Genomic DNA, 20,636 nt, shown 5'->3' on the forward strand with positions numbered 1-20,636 from the left:
GGCCAGCACGGCCACCCGGTGTCCGTCGCCGGTCAGCGTCGAGCCGAGGTGCTCGATGAACGTCGACTTCCCGACGCCGGGCACCCCGGTGATGCCCACCCGCTCCGCGCCGCCCGCGTGCGGGAGCAGCTCCTGCAGCAGCTCCTGGGCCAGCTCGCGGTGATCCGGCCGGGACGACTCGACCAGCGTGATCGCCCGGGACAGCACCCCGCGGTCGGCCTCCCGGACGCCCTTGGCCAGCGCCGCGACGCCGAACGTGGGTCTGCCCATCAGCCGTGCTGGGACAGTTGCTCGAGCAGGTCGACGGCGGCGTCGGCGATCACCGTGCCGGGCGGGAAGATCGCGGTGGCCCCGGCCGCGTACAGCTCGTCGAAATCGCCGGGCGGGATCACGCCGCCGACGACGATCATGATGTCCGGCCTGCCGACGTCGGCCAGCGCGTCGCGCAGCGCGGGCACCAGTGTCAGATGCCCGGCCGCCAACGACGACACCCCGACCACGTGCACGTCGTTGTCGGCCGCCTGCCGCGCCACCTCCTCGGGCGTGGAGAACAGCGAGCCGACGTCGACGTCGAAGCCGATGTCGGCGAACGCGGTCGCGATGACCTTCTGGCCGCGGTCGTGCCCGTCCTGGCCCATCTTGGCGACCAGGATGCGCGGCCGTCGGCCGTCGGCCTCGGCGAACTTCTCCACGATCTGGCTGGCCTTGGAAAGCGGTGTGATGTTTCCGACCCCCAATTCGTCGCGGTAGACCCCGGCGATGGTACGGATCTCGGCCTGGTGTCGTCCCCAGACTCGCTCCAGCGCATCGGAGATCTCGCCCACGGTGGCCTTGGCCCTGGCGGCGTTCATCGCCAGCTCGAGGAGATTGCCATCACCTTCGGCGGCGCGGGCCAACTCGGCCAGTGCGGCATCGACCTCGGACTGGTCGCGCTCGGCACGCAGTTGCTGCAGCTTGGCGATCTGCTCGGCGCGCACCCGGCTGTTCTCGACCTTGAGCACCTCGATCTCGTGGTCCTCGTCGACCCGGTACTTGTTGACGCCGATCACCGGCTGCTGGCCGGAGTCGATGCGGGCCTGGGTCCGCGCCGCGGCCTCCTCGATGCGCAGCTTCGGAATGCCGTCGTCGATGGCCTGCGCCATGCCGCCGTGCTCGGCCACCTCGCGCAGGTGGGCGCGCACCTTCTCGGCGAGCTGATGGGTGAGCCACTCCACGTAGTACGAGCCGCCCCACGGGTCGGCCGGCCGGGTGGTGCCGGACTCCTGCTGCAGCAGCAGCTGGGTGTTGCGGGCGATGCGGGCGGAGAAGTCGGTGGGCAGCGCCAGCGCCTCGTCGAGGGCGTTGGTGTGCAGCGACTGGGTGTGGCCCTGAGTGGCGGCCATCGCCTCGATGCAGGTGCGCGCGACGTTGTTGAACGGGTCCTGCGCGGTGAGCGACCAACCCGAGGTCTGCGAATGGGTGCGCAGCGACAGCGATTTGGCGTCCTTCGGGGCGAACTGCGCGACCAGCTCGCTCCACAGCAGCCGGCCGGCACGCAGCTTGGCCACCTCCATGAAGAAATTCATCCCGATGCCCCAGAAGAACGACAGCCGCGGCGCGAACTTGTCGATCGACAGACCCGCGTCCAGCCCGGCCCTGATGTACTCGACACCATCGGCCAGCGTGTAGGCCAGCTCCAGATCCGCTGTCGCACCGGCTTCTTGGATGTGATAGCCGGAGATCGAAATCGAATTGAACTTCGGCATCCTGGCACTGGTGTAGCCGAAGATGTCGGAGATGATCCGCATCGACGGCTTCGGCGGATAGATGTAGGTGTTGCGGACCATGAACTCTTTGAGGATGTCGTTCTGAATGGTCCCCGCCAGCGCCTCCGGCTCCACCCCCTGCTCCTCGGCTGCCACCACGTACAACGCCAGGATCGGCAGCACCGCGCCGTTCATCGTCATCGAGACCGACACCGTCGACAGGTCGATGCCGTCGAACAACTGCCGCATGTCCAGGATGGAATCGATTGCCACGCCGGCCATTCCGACGTCTCCGGCAACCCGCGGATGATCGGAGTCGTACCCGCGGTGGGTGGCCAGATCGAACGCCACCGACAGGCCCTTCTGCCCCCCGGCCAGGTTGCGCCGGTAGAACGCGTTGGACTCGGCGGCGGTGGAGAAACCGGCGTACTGCCGGATGGTCCACGGCTGGTTGACGTACATGGTCGGATACGGCCCGCGCACATACGGTGGCTCGCCCGGGAAGGTATCCAGCGGGTAGCCCGCCTCGACCGCGGCGTCCCGGTCGGCGCCGATGTACACCGGCTTGACGTCGATGCCCTCCGGCGTGGACCAGTCGAGCTGATCGGGTGTGTAGCCGTGTGCGTCCGCCGCCGCCGCGATGAGTGCGGTGACCGCCGCCTCGGTGGCGGGCCGGGCGGCGCGCTCGCCCCGCAACGGAACGTCGGCGAAGCTGCCGATCCTTGTCGTGCTCGCGGTCATCTCGTCAAGCCCCCAATCGAGTGAGCAGATCCGACAGGGCGTCGACGGCGTCGATCTTGGCGGTCAAGTAGCCGTCCGGTTTCGAATCCGCCTCGGCGACCGCTGTTTCCGGTCCGGCCAACAAGACGTGTGACACCCCGGCCTTGCGCGCGCCGTCGATGGCCGCCGACGCCTCGGTGCCATACCTGGCGTCGGTCCCGCAGATCACGGCGATCGTCGCGCCCTCGGCGTCCGTGACCGCCTCGATGCCGCCGGAGGCGAGCAGGTTGGCGGCGAACGTGGCGCGGATGTTGTGCTCGGCGAGCGGACCGAGTGGCAGCAGTAGCGCCTTGGGCCGTGAACCGGTCTTCCCCAAATAAGCGTCGGAGCGGTCGCGCAGCACCTCGAACCCGGCGGCGTATCGTTCGACGGTGCTCGACGAATCACGCTGCGGCAGAGGTGGTTCGGCGAGGTTCGGGTATTCGTTAACACCGGTCAGTGCGGTGCGACGATGAGCGATGTCCTCGCTCCGCCGATCGCGGACCCCGGCGATCTGGGCGGCGACGAAACCGCGGGCCTCGTCGAACCCGCCGCGGGCTTCGATGTCCTGGAAGTGTTTCCAGGCCTGCTCGGCGAGTCGCTCGGTGAGGTCGTCGACGAACCATGAGCCGGCCGCGGGGTCGAGCACCCGCCCGAGATGCGATTCCTCCAGCAGCAGCAACTGGGTGTTGCGGGCGATGCGCCGCGCGAAACCCGCTGCGGTACCGGGTAATCCACCCGGGATCGCGGCGTCGAACGATTGCACCAGCACGGTGTCGGCGCCTCCGACACCCGCGCCGAAAGCGGCCAGCGTGGTACGGAGCATGTTCACCCACGGGTCGCGTTGCGCCATCATCGGCATGGACGTGACGGCATGCACCCGGGCGGCTCCGGCGTCCGGCTCGCCGGCCACCTCGGCCACCCTGGCCCACAGCCGGCGGGCCACCCGGAACTTGGCGATGGTCATGAACTGGTCGTCGTCGGCGGCCAGCCGGAAGCTGATCTGCCGCAAGCAGTCCGGCACGCTGAGCCCGGCCTCGTTGAGCAGCCGCAGATAGCCGACTCCGGCGGCGAGGGTGCCGGCCAGCTCCCATGCCGCGCTGGCGCCGAGGTTGTGGAACGCCGGCCCGTCGACGGTGATGGCCCGCACGCCGCCGGCATATCCGGTCAGCTTCGCCGCGGTCGCGACTACGTCCGCCACGCCGGCGGCGGCCCGCTCACGCAGCGGCGCGGTCAGCGGGTCGGCGCCGAGGTCCACCGAGAGCCGGGCACGCTGGTCGTCGTCCATGTCGGTCAGCAACGGCAGCACCGCGTCGGCGGCGGCCGGAAGGTCCGCACCGGCATCGAGGATGAGCGGCACCAGGTCGAGGAACACCCCTTCGAGCAGCCGGTCCAGCTCGCCCGGGGCGACTCCGTCGGGTCCGCCGACCCGCAGCACCAGGGCGCTGACCCCTTCGGTCAGGGCGACCAACACGGCGCCGTTGCCGTCGGTGACGGCCTTCTGGCCCGCGACGGGAAACTCCTCGGCGACCTTCCAGCCGGACTTGACGTCGCGCAGCGCGTCGCCGCCGCGGACAAACGGCCAATGGCCCGGCAACGGCGGCTCCGGCAGTGCGTCCAGGCTGGTGTACAGCGCGCGGATCGGGAAGCCTTCACAGGTCGGCGAATCCAGCAGCCGCTCGGGTTCTTCAGGCAGGTCCGCCGGATCACGCCGGGTCGACTTCGCCACCACGGCCGCGACCGCCGAGCGCCAACGCTCCCTGGATTCCTGCACGTCTATCAGGCTAAATGATCGCCATCGGGCCAGCGTGCGCCGGGCAGCCGACTCGCGGCCGACTTGCCAGGAGTTGCTCACCCGCCGCCCGTACTCTTGGTAGACGTGAAGCCCGTCGTCAGCACCCTGAGCGCGCTGCGCGCTGCGGTGATTTCGACGGCGGCGCAGGTTTCGCGGCGCCGAATCGTGGCGATGACGGCCGCGATTGTGATTCTCGTCGCAATCGCGTTGCTGGTGCCGCTGCCGACCGCCGTTCAGCTGCGGGACTGGGCGATGACGGTGGGCCCGTGGTTACCGCTGGCATTCCTGGCCGCACACACCCTGATCACGGTCTTCCCGTTCCCGCGCACCGTCTTCACGCTGGCCGCGGGCCTGCTGTTCGGTCCCTTGCTGGGCGTCGCAATCGCGGTGGTGGCCAGCACGCTGTCCGCGGCCATCGCGCTGGTGCTGGTTCGGGCCGCCGGCTGGCAGCTCAGCCGGCTGGTGCGGCACCCGCGAATCGACTCACTGGACGCCCGGCTGCGGCAGCGCGGCTGGCCGACGGTCGTATCCATGCGGTTGATCCCGGCCGTGCCGTTTTCGGTGCTCAACTACGCCGCCGGGGTGTCGGCGGTGCGGGTGTTGCCGTACACGCTGGCCACGCTGGCCGGACTGCTGCCCGGCACCACGGCGGTGGTCATCCTCGGCGACGCGCTCACCGGCAACGTCAGCCCGCTGCTGTTCCTGGTGTCACTGTGCACCGCGAGCCTGGGTGTCGCCGGCCTGGTCTACGAGATCCGCACCCACCGCCGCCACCATCGCGAGCGGCATGCGCAGGCGCAGGAGGAGCCGGACAGTGCCGTCAGTGCCGTATCGCGACCGTAAAGACGGTTGGTTCGCGGTCAACGCGCTCGACAGCCGGACGTTCGCCATCCGGGAGAGGCGTTATTGGCAACGCAACAACCAGTACCTGCTGCTCGGCAAGCAGCGGGCCCTGCTTTTCGACTCCGGGTCCGGCGGGCGCGACATCACGGCGGTCACCGCGCGCCTGACGGACCTTCCGGTGACCGTGCTGTGCTCGCACACGCACTACGATCACATCGGCAATCACCGGCGTTTGGCCGGCACGGCGCGGATCGCGATGGCCGACCTTGCGGTCAACCGCGCGATGGTGTCCTCGGGCGTGCTCCGTCCACCCCTGTCTGCCCGACTCGCACCGCTACCGCGACCCTTCCCGGTGCACGAGTGGTGGGAGATCGGATGCGCCGTCGATCTGGGCGGACGCCGCGTGGAAGTGGTGCCGTTGCCGGGGCATTCGGCTGATTCGGTTGGGCTGCTCGACCGCGACCACGGCTTCATGTTCGTCGGGGATTTCCTCTACAACGCGCCGATCCTGGCCGGGCTAATTCCGTCGGCCAGTGTGCCCGACTACCTGCAGAGCGCGCTTCAGCTACGCGAGATCCGCGCCGCGGAACGCATTCTCACCGGCCATTACGGGCCGGAGATCAATCCCGAAAAGGTGGACGAACTCGTCGGCGTTCTGGAAAAGGCCCTGCAGTCGCCGGCGGCATCCGCGACTCGCCGGCTCGCCTCGCCGGTCACGGTCTTCCGCTCAGGCGACACCACCCTGATCGCCGGCAGACGTGCACTGCGCCGCTGCTGACCACGACCACGCTGGCCGGACTGCTGCCAGGCACCACGGCCATTGCCGGATGACTTGCAGCACAAAGGATTTCCGTTAGCCTTCGATCTCGAGGGGCCCACCCTGCTGACAACTGCGTAATTCGTCGGTGTTAGACTTCGTCAGCAGTGCGCAATGGGGCTGCTCTGGTAGCCGGCTCGTCCGGCGCGATCCTGCCTCCGCACATTCTGATTCTTTGCGCGCATTCTCCACGTGCGTCGGTGGCCATCGGCGCATATGAAACCTTCCCGGCCACCGTGGAAACGAGGTTTTGAATGTCTAGATCTGAACTGCAAGACAACGCCGAATTGCAGTTGCGCGAACAGTATTACGGCGAAGACCCGATAGCGGATCGCGAAACCGATCTGTATCGAGGCGAATACGTGATGAGCTTCGTCGAGAAGTGGGACGAGCTGATCGACTGGGACGCGCGCGCGCAGTCCGAGGGGCGGTTCTTCATCGATGTACTGCACGCCCGGGACAAACGGAGCGTTCTCGACGTCGCCACCGGCACGGGGTTTCATTCCGTGCGCCTAACCGAGGCAGGATTCGATGTGACCAGCGCCGACGGCTCCGCCGCGATGCTTTCCAAGGCATTCGAGAACGGCGAGCGGCGGGGGCTGATTCTCAAGACCGTGCAGGCCGACTGGCGGCAGTTGAACCGCTTCATCCAGGGCAAATACGACGCCATTGTCTGCCTCGGGAACTCGTTCACCCACCTGCACGACGAGCAGGACCGACGCCGGGCACTGGCCGAGTTCTACGCTGCCCTACGACACGACGGGATCCTCATTCTCGATCAGCGTAACTACGACGAGATGCTCGACCACGGCTTCAAGTCGAAGCACAAGTACTACTACTGCGGCGATCAGGTCTCCGCCGTGCCCGGGCACATCGACGACGGTCTGGCCCGCTTCGTCTACAACTTCCCCGACGGCTCCGAATACACGCTGAACATGTTCCCGTTGCGCAAGAACTACGTCCGGCGCCTGATGCGCGAAGCGGGCTTCGAAGGGGTGCGCACCTACGGAGACTTCCAGGAGACGTACCAGGAAAACGAGCCGGACTTCTTCATCCACGTGGCGGAGAAGTCGGTGCTGGAGAACCCGACGGCGAGCATCCGTGCCGAGGCAGAGGCGTACTACGACAGCGACGACGCCGACGCGTTCTACTCGGTGATCTGGGGCGGCGAGGACATCCACGTCGGCTGCTACGAGGAGACCCTTGACATCCGGACCGCCAGCATCCAGACCGTGGACCGGATGATCCGCCACGTGACGAGGCTCGACGCCGGCACGACTGTGCTGGATCTGGGATCCGGCTACGGCGGCTCCGCGCGTCGCCTCGCCGCCACCCGCGGATGCTCGGTCACCTGCCTCAATATCTCCGAGACCCAGAACGACACCAACCGGGCCAAGAACCGCCAGGCTGGACTCGCCGACCGGATCCGGGTAGTGCACGGAAGCTTCGACGACGTTCCCGCACCGAGCGAGAACTTCGACGTCGTCTGGTCTCAGGACGCGATCCTGCACGCACCGGACCGCAGGAAGGTGCTGGTGGAGGCGTTCCGGGTGCTCAAGCCGGGCGGTGAGATGATCTTCACCGACCCGATGCAGGCCGACGACGTGCCCATCGGCGTGCTGCAACCGGTCTATGACCGGCTCAACCTGCCCGATCTGGGGTCGATGCGGTTCTACCGCGAGGCCGCGCAGGCGGTGGGTTTCGAGGTTCTCGACCAGATCGACCTCGTCGATAACCTGCGGACCCACTACGACCGGATCCGCGAGGAACTCGAGACGCGCCGTGGCGAACTCGAGCAGAAATCGTCTGCGGCGTACCTGGACAAGATGCTGGTCGGCCTCAGGAACTGGGTGGATGCCGCCGACAACGACTATCTCGCATGGGGGATCCAGCGGTTCAGGAAACCCGTCTCGGCCTAGATTTCCGCCAGCGCGCGAGGCCGGGCTACTGCCCCAGCGGCGGCTGGGTGATCGGGCTCGGCACCGGCGCGCGGGCATCAGCCTCCGCCTTCGCGACGGCCTGCGCGATCGCCGGGTCGGTTTGGGTGGTGAACCATTCGGCGACCTCGTCGGAGTCGTCCTCGGGTTTGGGCAGGTCCTCATCGACCGGAGACGGCTGGTAGCGGAACACGCCGTCCTCGCCGGGTGCGCCAAGCATCTTGGTGAAGCCCTGCAGTGCCGCACCGAAGTCGCTGGGCACCAGCCAGACCTTGTTCGCCTCACCCTTGGCCATCAGCGGCAGGGTCTGCAGGTACTGGTAGGCCAGCATCTCCGGGGTCGGCCGGCCGGCCTTGATCGCCGCAAACGTCTTCTCGATCGCCTTGGCCTGGCCCTGGGCCTGCAGGTAGGAGGCCGCCCGTTCACCCTGAGCCCGCAGCATGCGGGACTGCCGGTCGGCCTCGGCGGCCAGGATCGCGGCCTGCTTGGCGCCCTCGGCGGACAGAATCTGCGCCTGCTTCTGGCCCTCGGCCTGCTTGATCGCCGATTCGCGCTGGCCCTCGGCGGTCAGGATCATGGCGCGCTTCTCCCGGTCGGCCCGCATCTGCTTTTCCATCGAGTCCTGGATGGACGGCGGCGGGTCGATGGCGCGCAGCTCGACGCGGGCCACCCGCAGCCCCCAGCGGTTGGTGGCCTCGTCGAGCACCCCGCGCAGCGCGGTGTTGATCTGGTCACGGGAGGTCAGCGTCTGCTCCAGCGTCATGCCGCCGACCAGGTTCCGCAGCGTGGTGGTGGTGAGCTGCTCGACGCCGATGATGTAGTTGCTGATCTGATACACCGCCGCCTGTGGGTTGGTCACCTGGAAGTACACGACGGTGTCGATAGCCACCGTGAGGTTGTCCTCGGTGATCACCGGCTGCGGCGGGAAGGACACCACCCGCTCGCGCAGATCCACCCTGGCGCGGATTCGGTCGATGAACGGCAGCAGCAGCGTCAGCTGGCCGCTGACCGTGCGGCTATACCGGCCCAACCGTTCGATCACGGCCGCCTCGGCCTGCGGGACCAACGCGACCGATTTCGCCACAATGATGGCGGCGAACACCACCAGCACGCCCAGCAGAACCAGGCCGGCGACAGCACCTTCCATGACGGTTTCCTCCTTATTGCCCAGCGGTCTCTAGGCGAGCTTTTGCACCACCGCGGTGGCTCCCTCGATTCGTACGACGGTCACGTGGTCGCCCGGTTCGTAGACATCGTTCTCGTTCATCGGTCTCGCCGTCCAGACATCGCCGTCGAGTTTCACCTGGCCTTCATGGCGCGCCACCCGGTCCAGTACCAGCGCACTTTTCCCCTCCAGGGCCCTTGCCGGCTCGGGCAACCCGGTGCCTTCGGCGAAGCGTCGGCGCAGTGCGGGCCGCACCAGCACCAGCAGCAGGACCGAGACCACCAGGAAGACGATGCCGTCGATCAAGTAGTTGTCGAAGATCAGGTTTGACCCGACAGCGGCCAGTGCACCACCGCTGAGCATGAGCAGGAAAAGGTCACCGGTCAGCGCCTCCGCGCCGGCCAGGCCCAGCGCCGCAACTAGCCAGATCAACCAAACGGGCATGAGGCCACCCTATCGCGTGGCCGACACCGCGAACGGCTAATACACTGCGAGCATCATGTGGTGCCCGAGTGCTTCGCTGTCGGTGTGGGCCAACGCCTGGCTCGCCGGTGCGGCCGCGCCCGACGACGTCCTCGATGCGCTATCGCAATGGGCGCCAAAGCATTCGGTGACTGCGTACGACGCGGTAGCGGCCGGAAATACCGGCCTGCCGTGGCCCGATCTGAGCGATTCTGGGACGGTATCGCTGCTGCAGACGCTCCGCACCGCGGCCGGCCCCCCGGCCTCCGCGCCGGCAATATCCGTTGTGCTGCCCGTGCCGGGTGACGTCCGCGGCCTGCCCGCCGGTAGCCAGTTCCAGCGCGATGCGATCGCCGCTGGTGAGGCGATCGTCGTCGCCGCTGATCCGTCGTCACCCGCGGTCGGCCTGGTCCCCGACTTCGAATACGACGACTCCGGCCCCTATGACGACGCCGATTTCGAGCCGGAGCTGTCCGGACTGTGCTGGACGGTGTATTCGCTGCCGACCCCGCCGACCGCCGAGCACATCGAACTCGGCGAGGCCGAATACGCGCTGCGGTCGGCTGTCCGCTCGGCGGCCGACGCGCTGGGCGCCATCCGCGCCGAGGCCGGCGGCGTCGACGTGGCCGATCCGCGAGGCCTCGTCGAGCAGGTGCTGGACTCGTCCGGTCGTCACCGGGCGCCAGACCATGCCCCGTCGCGGGCGTTGCGGGTGCTGGAGAACGCTGCGCACATCGATGCGATCGTCACCGTCAGTTCGGGATTGATGCCGATCGGCCTGCAGAGTTCGTCGGAGGCACAGATCGCCAACGACGCGCTGCGCCCGCTGGCGGCCGTGGTGCGCTCGGCACGGTCCGCCGCGCTCAGCGCAATTCTGTACTCCGCGTGGCGGAGCTAACCGCAGTCTGAGGTGCAGACGGCGCCATTGATCGAAAAGCCGTACAGCGGAGGGGCGCCCGGCCCGTCAACGCGAGCGGGCTCGCGACCGTGGCGCAGCTCGTCGATCAGGTCGACCGCCAGTCGTGCGAATCGGCGGTCGGCGTTGGGTGTGGCTGCCCGGGCGTACGCCATGCCGGCCTCCTCGGCCTGCTGGCGCAGCTCCTCGTCGAGGTCCCATACCACCTCGATGTGGTCGGCGACGAAACCGATCGGGCAGACGATCACCGCCTTGGTTCCGGCGTTGGCGAGCGTGGTCAGGTGGTCCGCGACGTCGGGTTCCAGCCACCGGATCTGCGGCGGACCGGACCGCGACTGCCATACCTGGTCGTATTCGCCGTAGCCGGCCTCCTTCGCGACGAGCCGCGACGCGTATGCGACCTGCCGTACGTAAAGGTCTGTGCCGCAGCGAGAGCGGGCGGCAATTGGAATGGAATGCGCGGTGAACACCAGCCGAGCCTTGTCGCGCAGCTCCTCGGGCAGGCTGCGCGCCGCGTCGGTGATCGCGTCGGCGAACATCTCCACGAACAGCGGGTGGTCGAAATACTGGCGCAGCTTGACCAGTTCGGGCGCGCGGCCACCGGCCGCCCGTCGGCCGCGGGCGATGTCCTCGACATACTGCGTGCAGCCGGAATAGCCACCCCAAGCCGAGGTGGTGAACACCGCCGCGCGGCGAATGCCGTTGTCGCGCATGGCCACGACAGCGTCCTCGACATAGGGTTCCCAGTTGCGGTTGCCGAAATAGACCGGGAGATCGCTCTCGACCTGCAGCTGATCGATCAGCGCCCGGTTGATGCCGTTGAGCGGTGAGACACCGCCGAAATGCAGGTAGTGCCGGGCCACATCGTCGAGCCGCTCGGGCGGCACACCACGACCGCGGGTGACATTCTCCAGGAACGGCCGGACCTGCTCGGGTCCCTCCGGCCCGCCGAAGGACAGCAGCAGGACGGCGTCAAAGTCCATTACAAAAGTTGCGTATGCGCGCCGCCGTCGGCGTAGATGACGGTTCCGGTGGTGGCGGGCAGCCAGTCGGACACCAAGGCGCACACCGTCTTAGCGACCGGCGTCGGGTCCTTCATGTTCCAGCCGATCGGCGCACGCTGGTCCCAGCCTTCTTCGAGCAGCTGCATCTGGCCGCTCGCCTCGTCGCCCAGCGCGCCGCCGACGATCGCGCTCATCGCCAGCGTCCGGATCGGCCCGGCCGCAACGAGATTCGACCGCACCCCGTATTGGCCTGCCTCACGCGCCACGAACCGGTTCACCGACTCCAGCGCACTCTTGGCGACCGTCATCCAGTTGTACGCCGGCATCGCGCGGGTCGGGTCGAAATCCATGCCGACGATGCCTGCGCCGGGATTCATGATCGGCAGCAGCGCCTTGGCCAGCGACGCATAGGAGTAGGCCGAGATGTGGATGCCCTTGGCGACGTCTTCGTACGGCGCGTCGAAGAACGGGTTGATGCCCATCCCGCTGGGCGGCATGTAGCCGATGGAGTGCACGACGCCGTCGAGTTTGTTGCCCTCGCCGATCACCTCGGTGACGCGGTCGGCCAGGGTGGCCAGGTGCTCTTCGTTCTGCACGTCGAGTTCCAGCAGCGGCGCCGGCTTCGGCAGCCGGTCGACGATGCGCTGGATCAGCCGCAGCCGGTCGTACCCGGTGAGCACCAGTTCCGCGCCCGCTTCCTGGGCCACCTTCGCGATGTGGAACGCGATCGACGAGTCGGTGATGATCCCGGTGACGAGGATGCGCTTACCCTCGAGAAGCCCTGCCATGTTCTGGTTTTCCTTTCTAATGGCCCATGCCCATGCCGCCGTCGACCGGGATCACCGCACCGGAGATGTAACTCGCATCCTCGGACGCCAGGAAGCTGACCGCCCCGGCGACCTCTTCGGCGGTGCCGATGCGCTTCGCCGGGATGAACTCCAGCGCCCCCTCCTGAATCCGGTCATCTAGCGCGCGGGTCATATCGGTGTCGATGTAGCCCGGGGCGACCACGTTAGCCGTCACCCCGGCCTTGGACAGCTCTCTGGCGATCGAGCGGGCCATGCCGATCAGACCGGCCTTGGAGGCCGCGTAGTTGGCCTGGTTGCCGATACCCCATGTGCCGGAGACCGAACCCACGAAGATCAACCGGCCGAACCGCTTTCGCTGCATGCTGCGCGATGCGCGCTGCACCACCCGGAACGCCCCGGTGAGGTTAGCGTCGATGACCTTTTCGAATTTCTCTTCTGTCATCCGGATGAGGAACGCGTCCGCGGCAACGCCGGCGTTGGACACCACCACCTCGACCGGACCCTGGTGCTCCTCGACCTCTTTGAACGCCCGGTCGACCGCTGCGTTGTCGGTGACGTCACACTCGACGCCGAAGAGCCCCTCGGGCGCACCCGATCCGCGGTGCGTGACGGCGACCTGGTGGCCGTCGGCGGCCAGGCGTTGGGCGATGGCGAGCCCGATACCGCGGTTTCCGCCGGTCACCAGCACTGAACGAGACACGAAAGGCGGACGCCCACCAGCCGTTTGACCGGTGGTCCCGGTCACGGGTGCCTCTGCAGTCATGCGGCCAACTTAACGTGTCGAGCGCATTCTTAAGAAATCGCTTTAGTTAGGCAGCCGGCGGTTGATCAGCAGCGCCGCCAGCGCGGCCAGCGCCAGCACCAGCGCTCCGAGCCGCAACCAGCCCACACTGGCGTCGCCCTTGATGGTTTCGTAGCCGATTTGCTGCTGCAGATCCGCGTAGACCTCGCGCAGCTGATCAATGCTGGTTGCCGTGAAGGCCTCGCCGCCGGACAGGTCGGCGATCTTGCGCAGCATCTCGTCGTCGACCGGCACCGGCTGGCGCTGCTCGTTGATCTCGACATAGCCGTACGGCGTGCCGAATGAGATGGTCGAGATCGGCACGCCCTGGTCCTTGGCGGTGCGGGCGGCGGTGAAGGCGCCCTTGGGGTTGTCCGGGTTCGACGGCACTGTCTCCTTGCCGTCGGAGAACAAAACGATGCGCGCCGGCGGCGGCTCGTCGCCGCCACCGATCACCGCGCCGACGGTGGCGATGGCCTGCAACGCGGTGAAGATGCCCTCACCGGTGGCGGTCCGGTCGGCCAGCTGCAGCTTGTCGATCGCGTTCTTGGTCGCTTCCCGGTTGGTGGTCGGTGACACCAGCACGGTGGCGGTGCCGGCGTAGGAAATCAGGCCGAGATTGATGCCAGGGGTGAGCTCTTCGGCGAACTGCTTGGAGGCGTCCTGCGCGGCGGCCAGCCGGTTGGGCGAGACATCGGTGGCGCGCATCGACTGCGAGACGTCGATCACCAGCATGACCACGGCGCGGTTGCGCGGAATCCGGACGTCGTGCGTTGGGCCGGCCATCGCGACGGTCAGCAGCAGCAGCGACGCCACCAGCAGGATCGCCGGCAGGTGCCGCCAGCGCGTCGGCCGCTCGGGCGCCACGCTTTCCAGCAGCTCCATGTTGGCGAACCGCAGCATCCGCCGCTGGCGGGCCAGCTGCACGACGATGTAGAGCCCGATCAGCCCGAAGACGACGAGCAGGAAGAGGAGGTACCACTTGTGTTCGAATCCCGACAGTGTCATCGGCCCGAGCAACGGCAAAGTCATGTGCGGCTTGTCATTTCGGATTGGCGGAACACGGACTGTTCTTTCTGCTCTTCGCGCGAGCGCTCATCGCCCGGCCAGCGCTCCGCGGCGACGGTTGGCGACGAACCGGACCACGTCGGCGATCCAGTCCCGGTCGGTGCGCAGCGAAAGCAACGGCGCATCGCAGCGGCGCAGCGTTCGGGCCACCTCCGCCCGGTGCGCAGCCGCGGCCTTCTCGAAGTCGGCTCGGAGCTCCTCGTCGATGGTGAACTCGCGGGTGACCCCGGTTTCGGTGTCCTGCAGGATGACGTCGCCGACGGGCGGCAGTTCGACGTCGCGCGGATCGAGCACCTCGATGCCAAGCACCTCGTGCCGTCCGGCGATGGCGCGCAGTGGCCGCATCCAGTTGATCGGGCCGAGGAAATCGCTGATGATCACCGCCATGCCGCGGCGCCGCTCGGGGCGGCGCAGCGCGTCGATCGCGGCGGCCAGGTCGCCCCGCACGCCTGTTGGTGCCTTGGGCATGGTGGCAATGGTGCGCAGCAGGTCCTGCTCGTGCATGCGGCCCGAGAGCGCCGGGACCCGTCGCACGGAGTCGCCGTTGGCGATCACCGCGCCGATCCGGTTGCCGCCTCCGCTGTTGAGGAACGTGATCGCCGCCGCCGCCGCCACCGCCAAGTCCCGCTTCTCGCAACCGGTGGTACCGAAGTCGAGGCTGGCCGACATGTCGACCACCAGCCAGGTCTCCAGTTCGCGGTCGGCGATCATCTGGCGCACATGCGGGTGGGTGGTGCGGGCGGTGACCGACCAGTCCATCCGCCGCACATCGTCGCCGGGCTGGTAGATCCGCGATTCCCCCGGCTCCGACCCCGGGCCGGGCAGCAGTCCCAGGTGGTCACCGTGCAGCACACCGTCGAGCTTTCGGCGCACCGTCAGCTCCAGCTTGCGCAGCGCCGTCGTCAGGGCGGGGTCACGGATCTCCCCGCGCTTCAATGACGGCAGGTCGACCTGTCGTCGGGAAGTAGTCACCGACCGCTGGCCGCAGCCGCTGCGGCGGGCACCACCGGCGGCACCGAATGACCTTGCTGCGGAATCGCATTCACCTGCGGCATGGCGACGGTCTGAAGGATCCGGTTGATCACCGTTTCGGACGAGATCTCGTCTGCCAACGCGTCGTAGGTCAGCACCAGGCGGTGCCGCAGCACGTCCGGAATGACCTCGACGACGTCCTGCGGAACCACGTAGTCGCGACCCCGCACCAACGCCAGCGCCCGTCCCGCTGCGATGATGCCCAGCGATGCCCGCGGCGAGGCGCCGTAGGCGATCCACGCCCTGGCATCGGGCATGCCGAACTTCTCCGGTGCCCTGGTCGCGGTGACGACGCGGACCACGTAATCGACCAGCGCGTGGTGGACGAAGTTATTGGCAGCGACGTCCTGCAGGCGCACTAGGTCGCCGGGGGCCAGGATCTGCTTCGGCGTGGGCGGCGTGACCCCCATCCGGTAGACGATCTCGCGCTCTTCCTCCGGCGTCGGGTAGTCGATGTTGATCTTGAACAGGAAGCGGTCGCGCTGCGCCTCGGGCAGCGCGTAGACACCCTCCTGCTCGATCGGGTTCTGGGTGGCCATCACCAGAAACGGGGCGGGCAGCGGGAACGTCTTGCCGCCGATCGAGATCTTGCGCTCGGCCATCACCTCCAGCAGCGCCGACTGCACCTTGGCCGGCGCGCGGTTGATCTCGTCGACGAGCAGGAAGTTGCACACCACCGGGCCGAGCTCGATGTCGAACTCCTCCTTGCCCATCCGGTAGATCCGGGTACCGACGATGTCGGTGGGCACCAGGTCGGGGGTGAACTGGATGCGGGCGAACGTGCCGCCGACCACCTTGGCGAACGTCTCCACGGCCAGCGTCTTGGCCACGCCGGGCACGCCTTCGAGCAGGACGTGGCCCTTGGCGAGCAGGCCTACCAGCATGCGCTCGACCAGTTGGTCCTGGCCCACGATGATCCGCTTGACCTCGAAGATCGCGCGTTCCAGGGTGTGCACCTCGGACTGCAGGTTTGTGGAATTGGAGGGCGGCGGCGGACCACCGTGGGTGTTCGGGGGATAACCCTGCGCCGGGCCTTGCGGCCCACCTGCTGACGTCATCGACGATCCTCTTACCTTGTTTCTGAAAAAGGCGCAGGTCGTGCGCCGCGGGCCGGGTGCCCGTCGTCAACTATTCCAGGCACTTCCGGATCCGTCGACGTGGCCCGGGTCTGCTCAGGCTTCACTCAGCCCACGCTCAGGATTCGATGATGCGGGCCAGATAGGGCTGCAGCCCGGCGGTGCGCAGCGGGCTGACCGTCACCTTGCCGGCGCTGCCGGCGGCCTCCAGCATCTGGCCGCCGCCGAGATAGATCGCGACGTGCTGGCTGCCACCGGGCCCCCAGAACAACAGGTCACCGCGTTTGGCCTGCGACTGCTGCACCTTGCGGCCGGTGTTGTACTGATCCCCCGAATACTTGGGAATCAGCACACCGACGCCGGCGAACGCGAACCGGGTGAAGCCCGAACAGTCGTAGCCGACCGTGTCCGCGCCGGAGTCCACGCCCCGGCTGGGGCCGCTCGGCGTGCCGCCTCCCCACGAATACGGCACGCCGAGCTGCGAGCCACCCCGACGGATCACGTACTCGATGGCCTGTGGGCCACGCACCCGGCCCGCGGCGACGCTCCCGGTGCTGGGGCTGCCGCCGAGACCGATGCTGCTCAGGAACTTCTGGCCAAGGTCCTGAGTGGTCTGGATGGCCATCTGGCTGACTTGAAAGGACGCGTTGGCGATCGCGACCGGGTCGCCGGGTGCGCCCGCGCTGATCAACTTGGGCAGCGTGGGGTCCCACTGCCCGTCATCGGGTGCGGCCGCGGCCGGTCCGGCGAACCCGACCACCAGAGCGAGTGCGGCGAGCAGCAGCGCGGCGCTGCGCGCGCAGCGAAAGTACTTGGGGCGCAAAATCACAGAAATCATTGGCATCAGTACTCGATGTACCGAACGACGTAGGGCGTCATGCCGCTGGTGCGCACCGGCGAGACCTTGACGTGCGAGCCGGTGAAGGGCGCCTCGAGCATCTGGTTGTTGCCGAGGTAGAGCGCAACGTGCTGGCTGGCGTTGGGGCCGTAGAAGATCGCGTCGCCGCGGCGCATCTGCGACGACGGGATCTTGCGGCCCTGGTTGTACTGCGTACCCGTGTAGTGCGCCAGCTTGATGCCGACGCCGGCGAACGCGTAGAGGAGCAGGCCGGAGCAGTCGAAACCCACCGTGCCCGCGCCGTGATCGATGCCGCGGCTCGGGCCGGCGGCGTTGCCGCCGCCCCACGAGTACGGCACACCCATCTGTGACCCCGCACGCTGGATGACGTACTCGGAGGCCTGCCTGCCGTAGACGCGCGGAATCGCGCCGTTGGTATAGCCGCTCGGCGTGGGCAGGAATCCGAGCTTCTGCAGGAAGCCCCGGCCCATGTCGGCGGTGTACTGCGCCGAGGTCGACGAAATGCCGAGCACCGAGTTGATGATCGCGATCGGGTCACCGCTGACGAATGCGCTGGGAATCGCCGGCAGGGTGGGATCCCACAGGCTGACGTCCCAGTTCCCCGCCGCGGGGGCGGGTGCCCCGGGCTTGCGGTCCCAGTCGGCGGCCGGGTTGGCCTGGCGTGCGGGGGCGACCTGCTGCAGTTTGGCCTGTGCGGCGGCCCGCTCGGCGGTCAGCTGATCCAGCTCGGTCTGCTGCGCGCCGAACGTCTGCTGCGCGGTGGTCAGCGCCGACACCGCGGCGTCCTGGCTGGCCCGCGCGTCGACGGCAGCCTGGTCGGCCTTCTGCTTCGTCAGCCGCGCCGACGACTCCATGTTCACCTGTTCGGTGCGGGCGCGCTGCAGGTTGCCGATCACCTGCTGCGCGCTCGCTGCCAGCGTCTGACCCGCCGCGGCCGTGTTGAGGATGTCGGCCGGATCGGCGGCGGTCAGATACGAGTTCGAGGGACCGTTCACGTAGCTGGAGGCGGCGAAGGTATCGAATCGCTGCTGTGCGGATCTGATGGCGGCGTTGGAGTCCTCGACGGCCCGCCGGCCGGCGCCCACCTCGAGCTGCGCGGCCGCGGCGTTGTCGCGGGCGGTCTGCACGTCGACGATCGCCTTGTTGACACCCTCCTGCTGGATCTGCACCTGCGCGCCCAGCTCCTGCAGTTTCTGGTTGGAGTTCGCGACGGCGGCAACCAGTGCGGCAATGGTGTCCGTGCGACCGGGTTCGCCGGCGGCCAGGCCGGGAGTGGCGAGCAGCATGCCCAAGATCATTGGAACGGCGCAGACTCGCCCGCACAGAGCTCGATGTCGCCGGCCGAGCGGCTCCAGCCGGGAAGCAGAGGCGCGAGGGGTGCGTCTCATTCGACTCGGTCTCCTATGGCTCGCGAACGTGGCAGCACTTTCGTTCGTGGGCACCCGCGCGCGGAAGTCACACAAAGAACAACTACATCATTAGGTCCCTTTTGCACCGTATGTCACAACTGACGCTAAAGAAACTCTAGTCACAAACTACATGTCTGTAATTAAGTGGAGTGTGACCGAATAGTGATGTTTGAATTTGCCGGACGGCGGCTTTTACTTCTCGTCGGGCTTGGCGCGCAGCTGCAGCCAGCGGGTGGCGACGACGGCCGCGAATACCGCGACAACGACCACGATGGTGAACGCCGTCCACGGAAAGTGGGGCGTGGTCAACTCACTGACGAAGTTCTTCGCGCCCTGCACGGGACCTTGCCCTTCGGCGACATCCTGGCCGGCCTCGACGGTGACCCGGTCGTATGTCGTGCTGAAGCTGCCCGACTCCGAGGGGCTGAGCACCAGCACTGTTGATCCCGGGTAGGCCTCGCCGACCTCGGTGGCAATGTCGCGCAGCGGCGTATCGATCGGTGTGTCCTTGTCGATTGCGACGATCTTCAGGTCGATGCCCTGCTGTTTGGCCTCGGCGACCACGTCGGCCAGGCCGGCGTTCTCGGGGACCCCCACCGCACTTACCCCGTCATCCTTGACATCGGCGATCACCAGGTTCATGCACGTGTCGACGGGTGTGGTCTCCGGCTGCCCGACCGGCCCACACACCTCTGGCGGGATATACGAGGGGAGAAACGGGATCACGTGCGGTCCGGTCACAGGGGCACCGTACGCGATCGCGGTCGAAGTGGGTGGCAGCACGCACCCGAGAAGCCAAGACTGAACACCCGAGCGGGTTGCTTTGCAGGACAAGCGTACTGTTAGGATTGGATGCGCCGCCGACACGGCCCGTCGCGGCGATGATCAGCCGGGAGTTGATGTGAGCAGCAAAGATTCGGTGAATTCGTTTGACGCCCGCGACACGCTCGAGGTCGGGGACAACAGCTACCAGATCTACCGACTCGATGCGGTGCCCGGTACCGAGAAACTCCCCTACAGCCTCAAGGTGCTCGCCGAGAACCTGCTGCGCACCGAGGACGGCTCCAACACCACCAAGGAACACATCGAGGCCATCGCCAACTGGGACCCCGAAGCCGAACCGAGCGTGGAGATCCAATTCACCCCGGCGCGGGTGATCATGCAGGACTTCACCGGTGTGCCGTGCATCGTCGACCTGGCCACCATGCGGGAGGCCGTCGGCGAGCTCGGTGGCGATCCCGACAAGGTCAATCCCCTGGCGCCGGCCGACCTGGTGATCGACCACTCGGTGATCGCCGACCTGTTCGGCCGCGAGGACGCCTTCGAGCGCAACGTCGAGCTGGAGTACCAGCGCAACCGGGAGCGCTACCAGTTCCTGCGCTGGGGTCAGGGCGCGTTCAACGACTTCAAGGTGGTGCCGCCGGGAACCGGCATCGTGCACCAGGTCAACATCGAATACCTGGCCCGCGTCGTGTGGGAACGCGGCCGGGCGGGCGAAGAAATCCGCGTGGCCTACCCGGACACCTGCGTGGGCACCGACTCACACACCACCATGGAGAACGGCCTGGGCGTGCTGGGCTGGGGCGTCGGCGGCATCGAAGCCGAGGCGGCCATGCTCGGCCAGCCGGTGTCGATGCTGATCCCCCGGGTCGTCGGCTTCAGGCTGACCGGCGAGCGTCAGCCCGGGGTCACCGCCACCGACGTGGTGCTCACCGTCACCGAGATGCTGCGCAAGCACGGCGTGGTGGGCAAGTTCGTCGAGTTCTACGGCGACGGCGTGGCAGAGGTGCCACTGGCCAACCGCGCCACACTGGGCAATATGAGCCCCGAGTTCGGTTCCACCGCAGCGATTTTCCCGATCGACGAGGTCACCATCGACTACATGAAGATGACCGGCCGCAGCGAGGAGCAGCTCGCACTGGTCGAGGCCTACGCCAAGGAACAGGGCATGTGGCACAACCCCAAGCGCGAGCCGAAGTACTCCGAGTACATCGAGCTGGACCTGTCCGATGTGGTGCCCTCGATCGCCGGACCCAAGCGTCCGCAGGACCGCATCGCGCTCAACGACGCAAAGAACGCCTTCCGCAACGACATTCACAACTATGTGGAAGACGGCGCGGAGAACCCGCACACCAAGCTTGACGAGGCTGTCGAGGAGA

Annotated in this window: 18 protein-coding genes and 1 pseudogene; 5 read left to right on the forward strand and 14 right to left on the reverse strand. The window is 67.6% G+C overall.

The features are described from left to right. The 3 genes and pseudogenes from ACRDU5_RS15370 to mutA all read right to left on the reverse strand — a co-directional run. Positions 1–270 (reverse strand): annotated as a pseudogene (locus ACRDU5_RS15370) (methylmalonyl Co-A mutase-associated GTPase MeaB); the annotation flags it as partial. Then, on the reverse strand, positions 270–2,486 hold the full coding sequence (gene scpA, locus ACRDU5_RS15375) for a methylmalonyl-CoA mutase (protein ID WP_526615469.1): 2,217 nt from the start codon (positions 2,484–2,486) through the stop codon (positions 270–272). The gene scpA and the pseudogene ACRDU5_RS15370, both read right to left, overlap by 1 nt. A gap of 4 nt (positions 2,487–2,490) precedes the next feature. Beyond that, on the reverse strand, positions 2,491–4,278 hold the full coding sequence (mutA, locus tag ACRDU5_RS15380) for a methylmalonyl-CoA mutase small subunit (RefSeq protein WP_526615470.1): 1,788 nt from the start codon (positions 4,276–4,278) through the stop codon (positions 2,491–2,493). 105 nt (positions 4,279–4,383) lie between these two features. Between mutA and ACRDU5_RS15385 the strand changes: the two genes are divergently transcribed. From ACRDU5_RS15385 to ACRDU5_RS15395, 3 genes are all read left to right on the forward strand, one after another. Further along, entirely contained in the window at positions 4,384–5,142 is a 759-nt protein-coding gene (locus ACRDU5_RS15385; protein ID WP_526615471.1) for a TVP38/TMEM64 family protein, read from the forward strand. Further along, positions 5,114–5,920, forward strand: a complete 807-nt coding sequence (locus tag ACRDU5_RS15390) for an MBL fold metallo-hydrolase (protein WP_526615472.1) — start codon at positions 5,114–5,116, stop codon at positions 5,918–5,920. Before ACRDU5_RS15385 ends, ACRDU5_RS15390 begins: the two co-directional genes overlap by 29 nt. 293 nt (positions 5,921–6,213) lie before the next feature. Then, positions 6,214–7,878, forward strand: coding sequence for a glycine/sarcosine N-methyltransferase (locus ACRDU5_RS15395; protein WP_526615474.1), 1,665 nt, complete (start codon positions 6,214–6,216; stop codon positions 7,876–7,878). Positions 7,879–7,903: 25 nt separating this feature from the next. On the opposite strand, the gene ACRDU5_RS15400 is transcribed toward ACRDU5_RS15395, so the two are convergent. Both ACRDU5_RS15400 and ACRDU5_RS15405 read right to left on the reverse strand, forming a co-directional pair. Further along, a complete protein-coding gene (locus tag ACRDU5_RS15400) occupies positions 7,904–9,043 on the reverse strand; it encodes an SPFH domain-containing protein (protein ID WP_526615475.1) in 1,140 nt (379 codons plus the stop codon). A 30-nt stretch (positions 9,044–9,073) separates the two neighbouring features. Then, a complete protein-coding gene (locus tag ACRDU5_RS15405; protein ID WP_526615476.1) occupies positions 9,074–9,505 on the reverse strand; it encodes an NfeD family protein in 432 nt (143 codons plus the stop codon). Positions 9,506–9,560: 55 nt separating this feature from the next. On the opposite strand from ACRDU5_RS15405, the gene ACRDU5_RS15410 reads away from it, so the two are divergent. Beyond that, positions 9,561–10,421, forward strand: a complete 861-nt coding sequence (locus ACRDU5_RS15410; RefSeq protein ID WP_526615477.1) for an Rv1486c family protein — start codon at positions 9,561–9,563, stop codon at positions 10,419–10,421. Here the strand turns inward: ACRDU5_RS15410 and ACRDU5_RS15415 are convergent. The 9 genes from ACRDU5_RS15415 to ACRDU5_RS15455 all read right to left on the reverse strand — a co-directional run bounded on the left by ACRDU5_RS15415 (position 10,418) and on the right by ACRDU5_RS15455 (position 19,218). Beyond that, positions 10,418–11,422, reverse strand: a complete 1,005-nt coding sequence (locus tag ACRDU5_RS15415) for a ferrochelatase (RefSeq protein WP_526615478.1) — start codon at positions 11,420–11,422, stop codon at positions 10,418–10,420. The genes ACRDU5_RS15410 and ACRDU5_RS15415 overlap by 4 nt on opposite strands. Further along, positions 11,422–12,231 carry an NADH-dependent enoyl-ACP reductase InhA gene (inhA, locus tag ACRDU5_RS15420; RefSeq protein WP_526615480.1) on the reverse strand — a complete coding sequence of 270 codons (810 nt, stop codon included), beginning with the start codon at positions 12,229–12,231 and terminating at the stop codon, positions 11,422–11,424. Before inhA ends, ACRDU5_RS15415 begins: the two co-directional genes overlap by 1 nt. A 16-nt stretch (positions 12,232–12,247) precedes the next feature. Further along, positions 12,248–13,015, reverse strand: coding sequence for a 3-oxoacyl-ACP reductase FabG1 (gene fabG1 / locus ACRDU5_RS15425; protein WP_526615481.1), 768 nt, complete (start codon positions 13,013–13,015; stop codon positions 12,248–12,250). Between the two features lie 42 nt (positions 13,016–13,057). Beyond that, positions 13,058–14,065, reverse strand: coding sequence for a vWA domain-containing protein (locus tag ACRDU5_RS15430; RefSeq protein ID WP_526615483.1), 1,008 nt, complete (start codon positions 14,063–14,065; stop codon positions 13,058–13,060). 63 nt (positions 14,066–14,128) lie between these two features. Continuing rightward, entirely contained in the window at positions 14,129–15,073 is a 945-nt protein-coding gene (locus tag ACRDU5_RS15435) for a DUF58 domain-containing protein (protein ID WP_526615484.1), read from the reverse strand. After that, positions 15,070–16,191, reverse strand: coding sequence for a chaperone MoxR1 (gene moxR1 / locus ACRDU5_RS15440; RefSeq protein ID WP_526615485.1), 1,122 nt, complete (start codon positions 16,189–16,191; stop codon positions 15,070–15,072). Before moxR1 ends, ACRDU5_RS15435 begins: the two co-directional genes overlap by 4 nt. Positions 16,192–16,327: 136 nt before the next feature. Beyond that, positions 16,328–17,047, reverse strand: coding sequence for an NlpC/P60 family peptidoglycan endopeptidase RipB (ripB, locus tag ACRDU5_RS15445; RefSeq protein ID WP_526615489.1), 720 nt, complete (start codon positions 17,045–17,047; stop codon positions 16,328–16,330). A 5-nt stretch (positions 17,048–17,052) separates the two neighbouring features. Then, the gene (ripA, locus tag ACRDU5_RS15450) at positions 17,053–18,456 is read right to left on the reverse strand and encodes an NlpC/P60 family peptidoglycan endopeptidase RipA (RefSeq protein WP_526615486.1); all 1,404 of its coding nucleotides are present in this window, start codon (positions 18,454–18,456) and stop codon (positions 17,053–17,055) included. Positions 18,457–18,669: 213 nt separating this feature from the next. After that, a complete protein-coding gene (locus tag ACRDU5_RS15455; protein ID WP_526615487.1) occupies positions 18,670–19,218 on the reverse strand; it encodes an Rv1476 family membrane protein in 549 nt (182 codons plus the stop codon). Between the two features lie 160 nt (positions 19,219–19,378). On the opposite strand from ACRDU5_RS15455, the gene ACRDU5_RS15460 reads away from it, so the two are divergent. Next, positions 19,379–20,636 (forward strand): aconitate hydratase (locus ACRDU5_RS15460; protein ID WP_526615488.1); only part of this gene is annotated, 1,258 nt, incomplete at its 3' end.

It is taken from the genome of Mycobacterium sp. (genome assembly GCF_050701515.1).
GTDB lineage: Bacteria > Actinomycetota > Actinomycetes > Mycobacteriales > Mycobacteriaceae > Mycobacterium.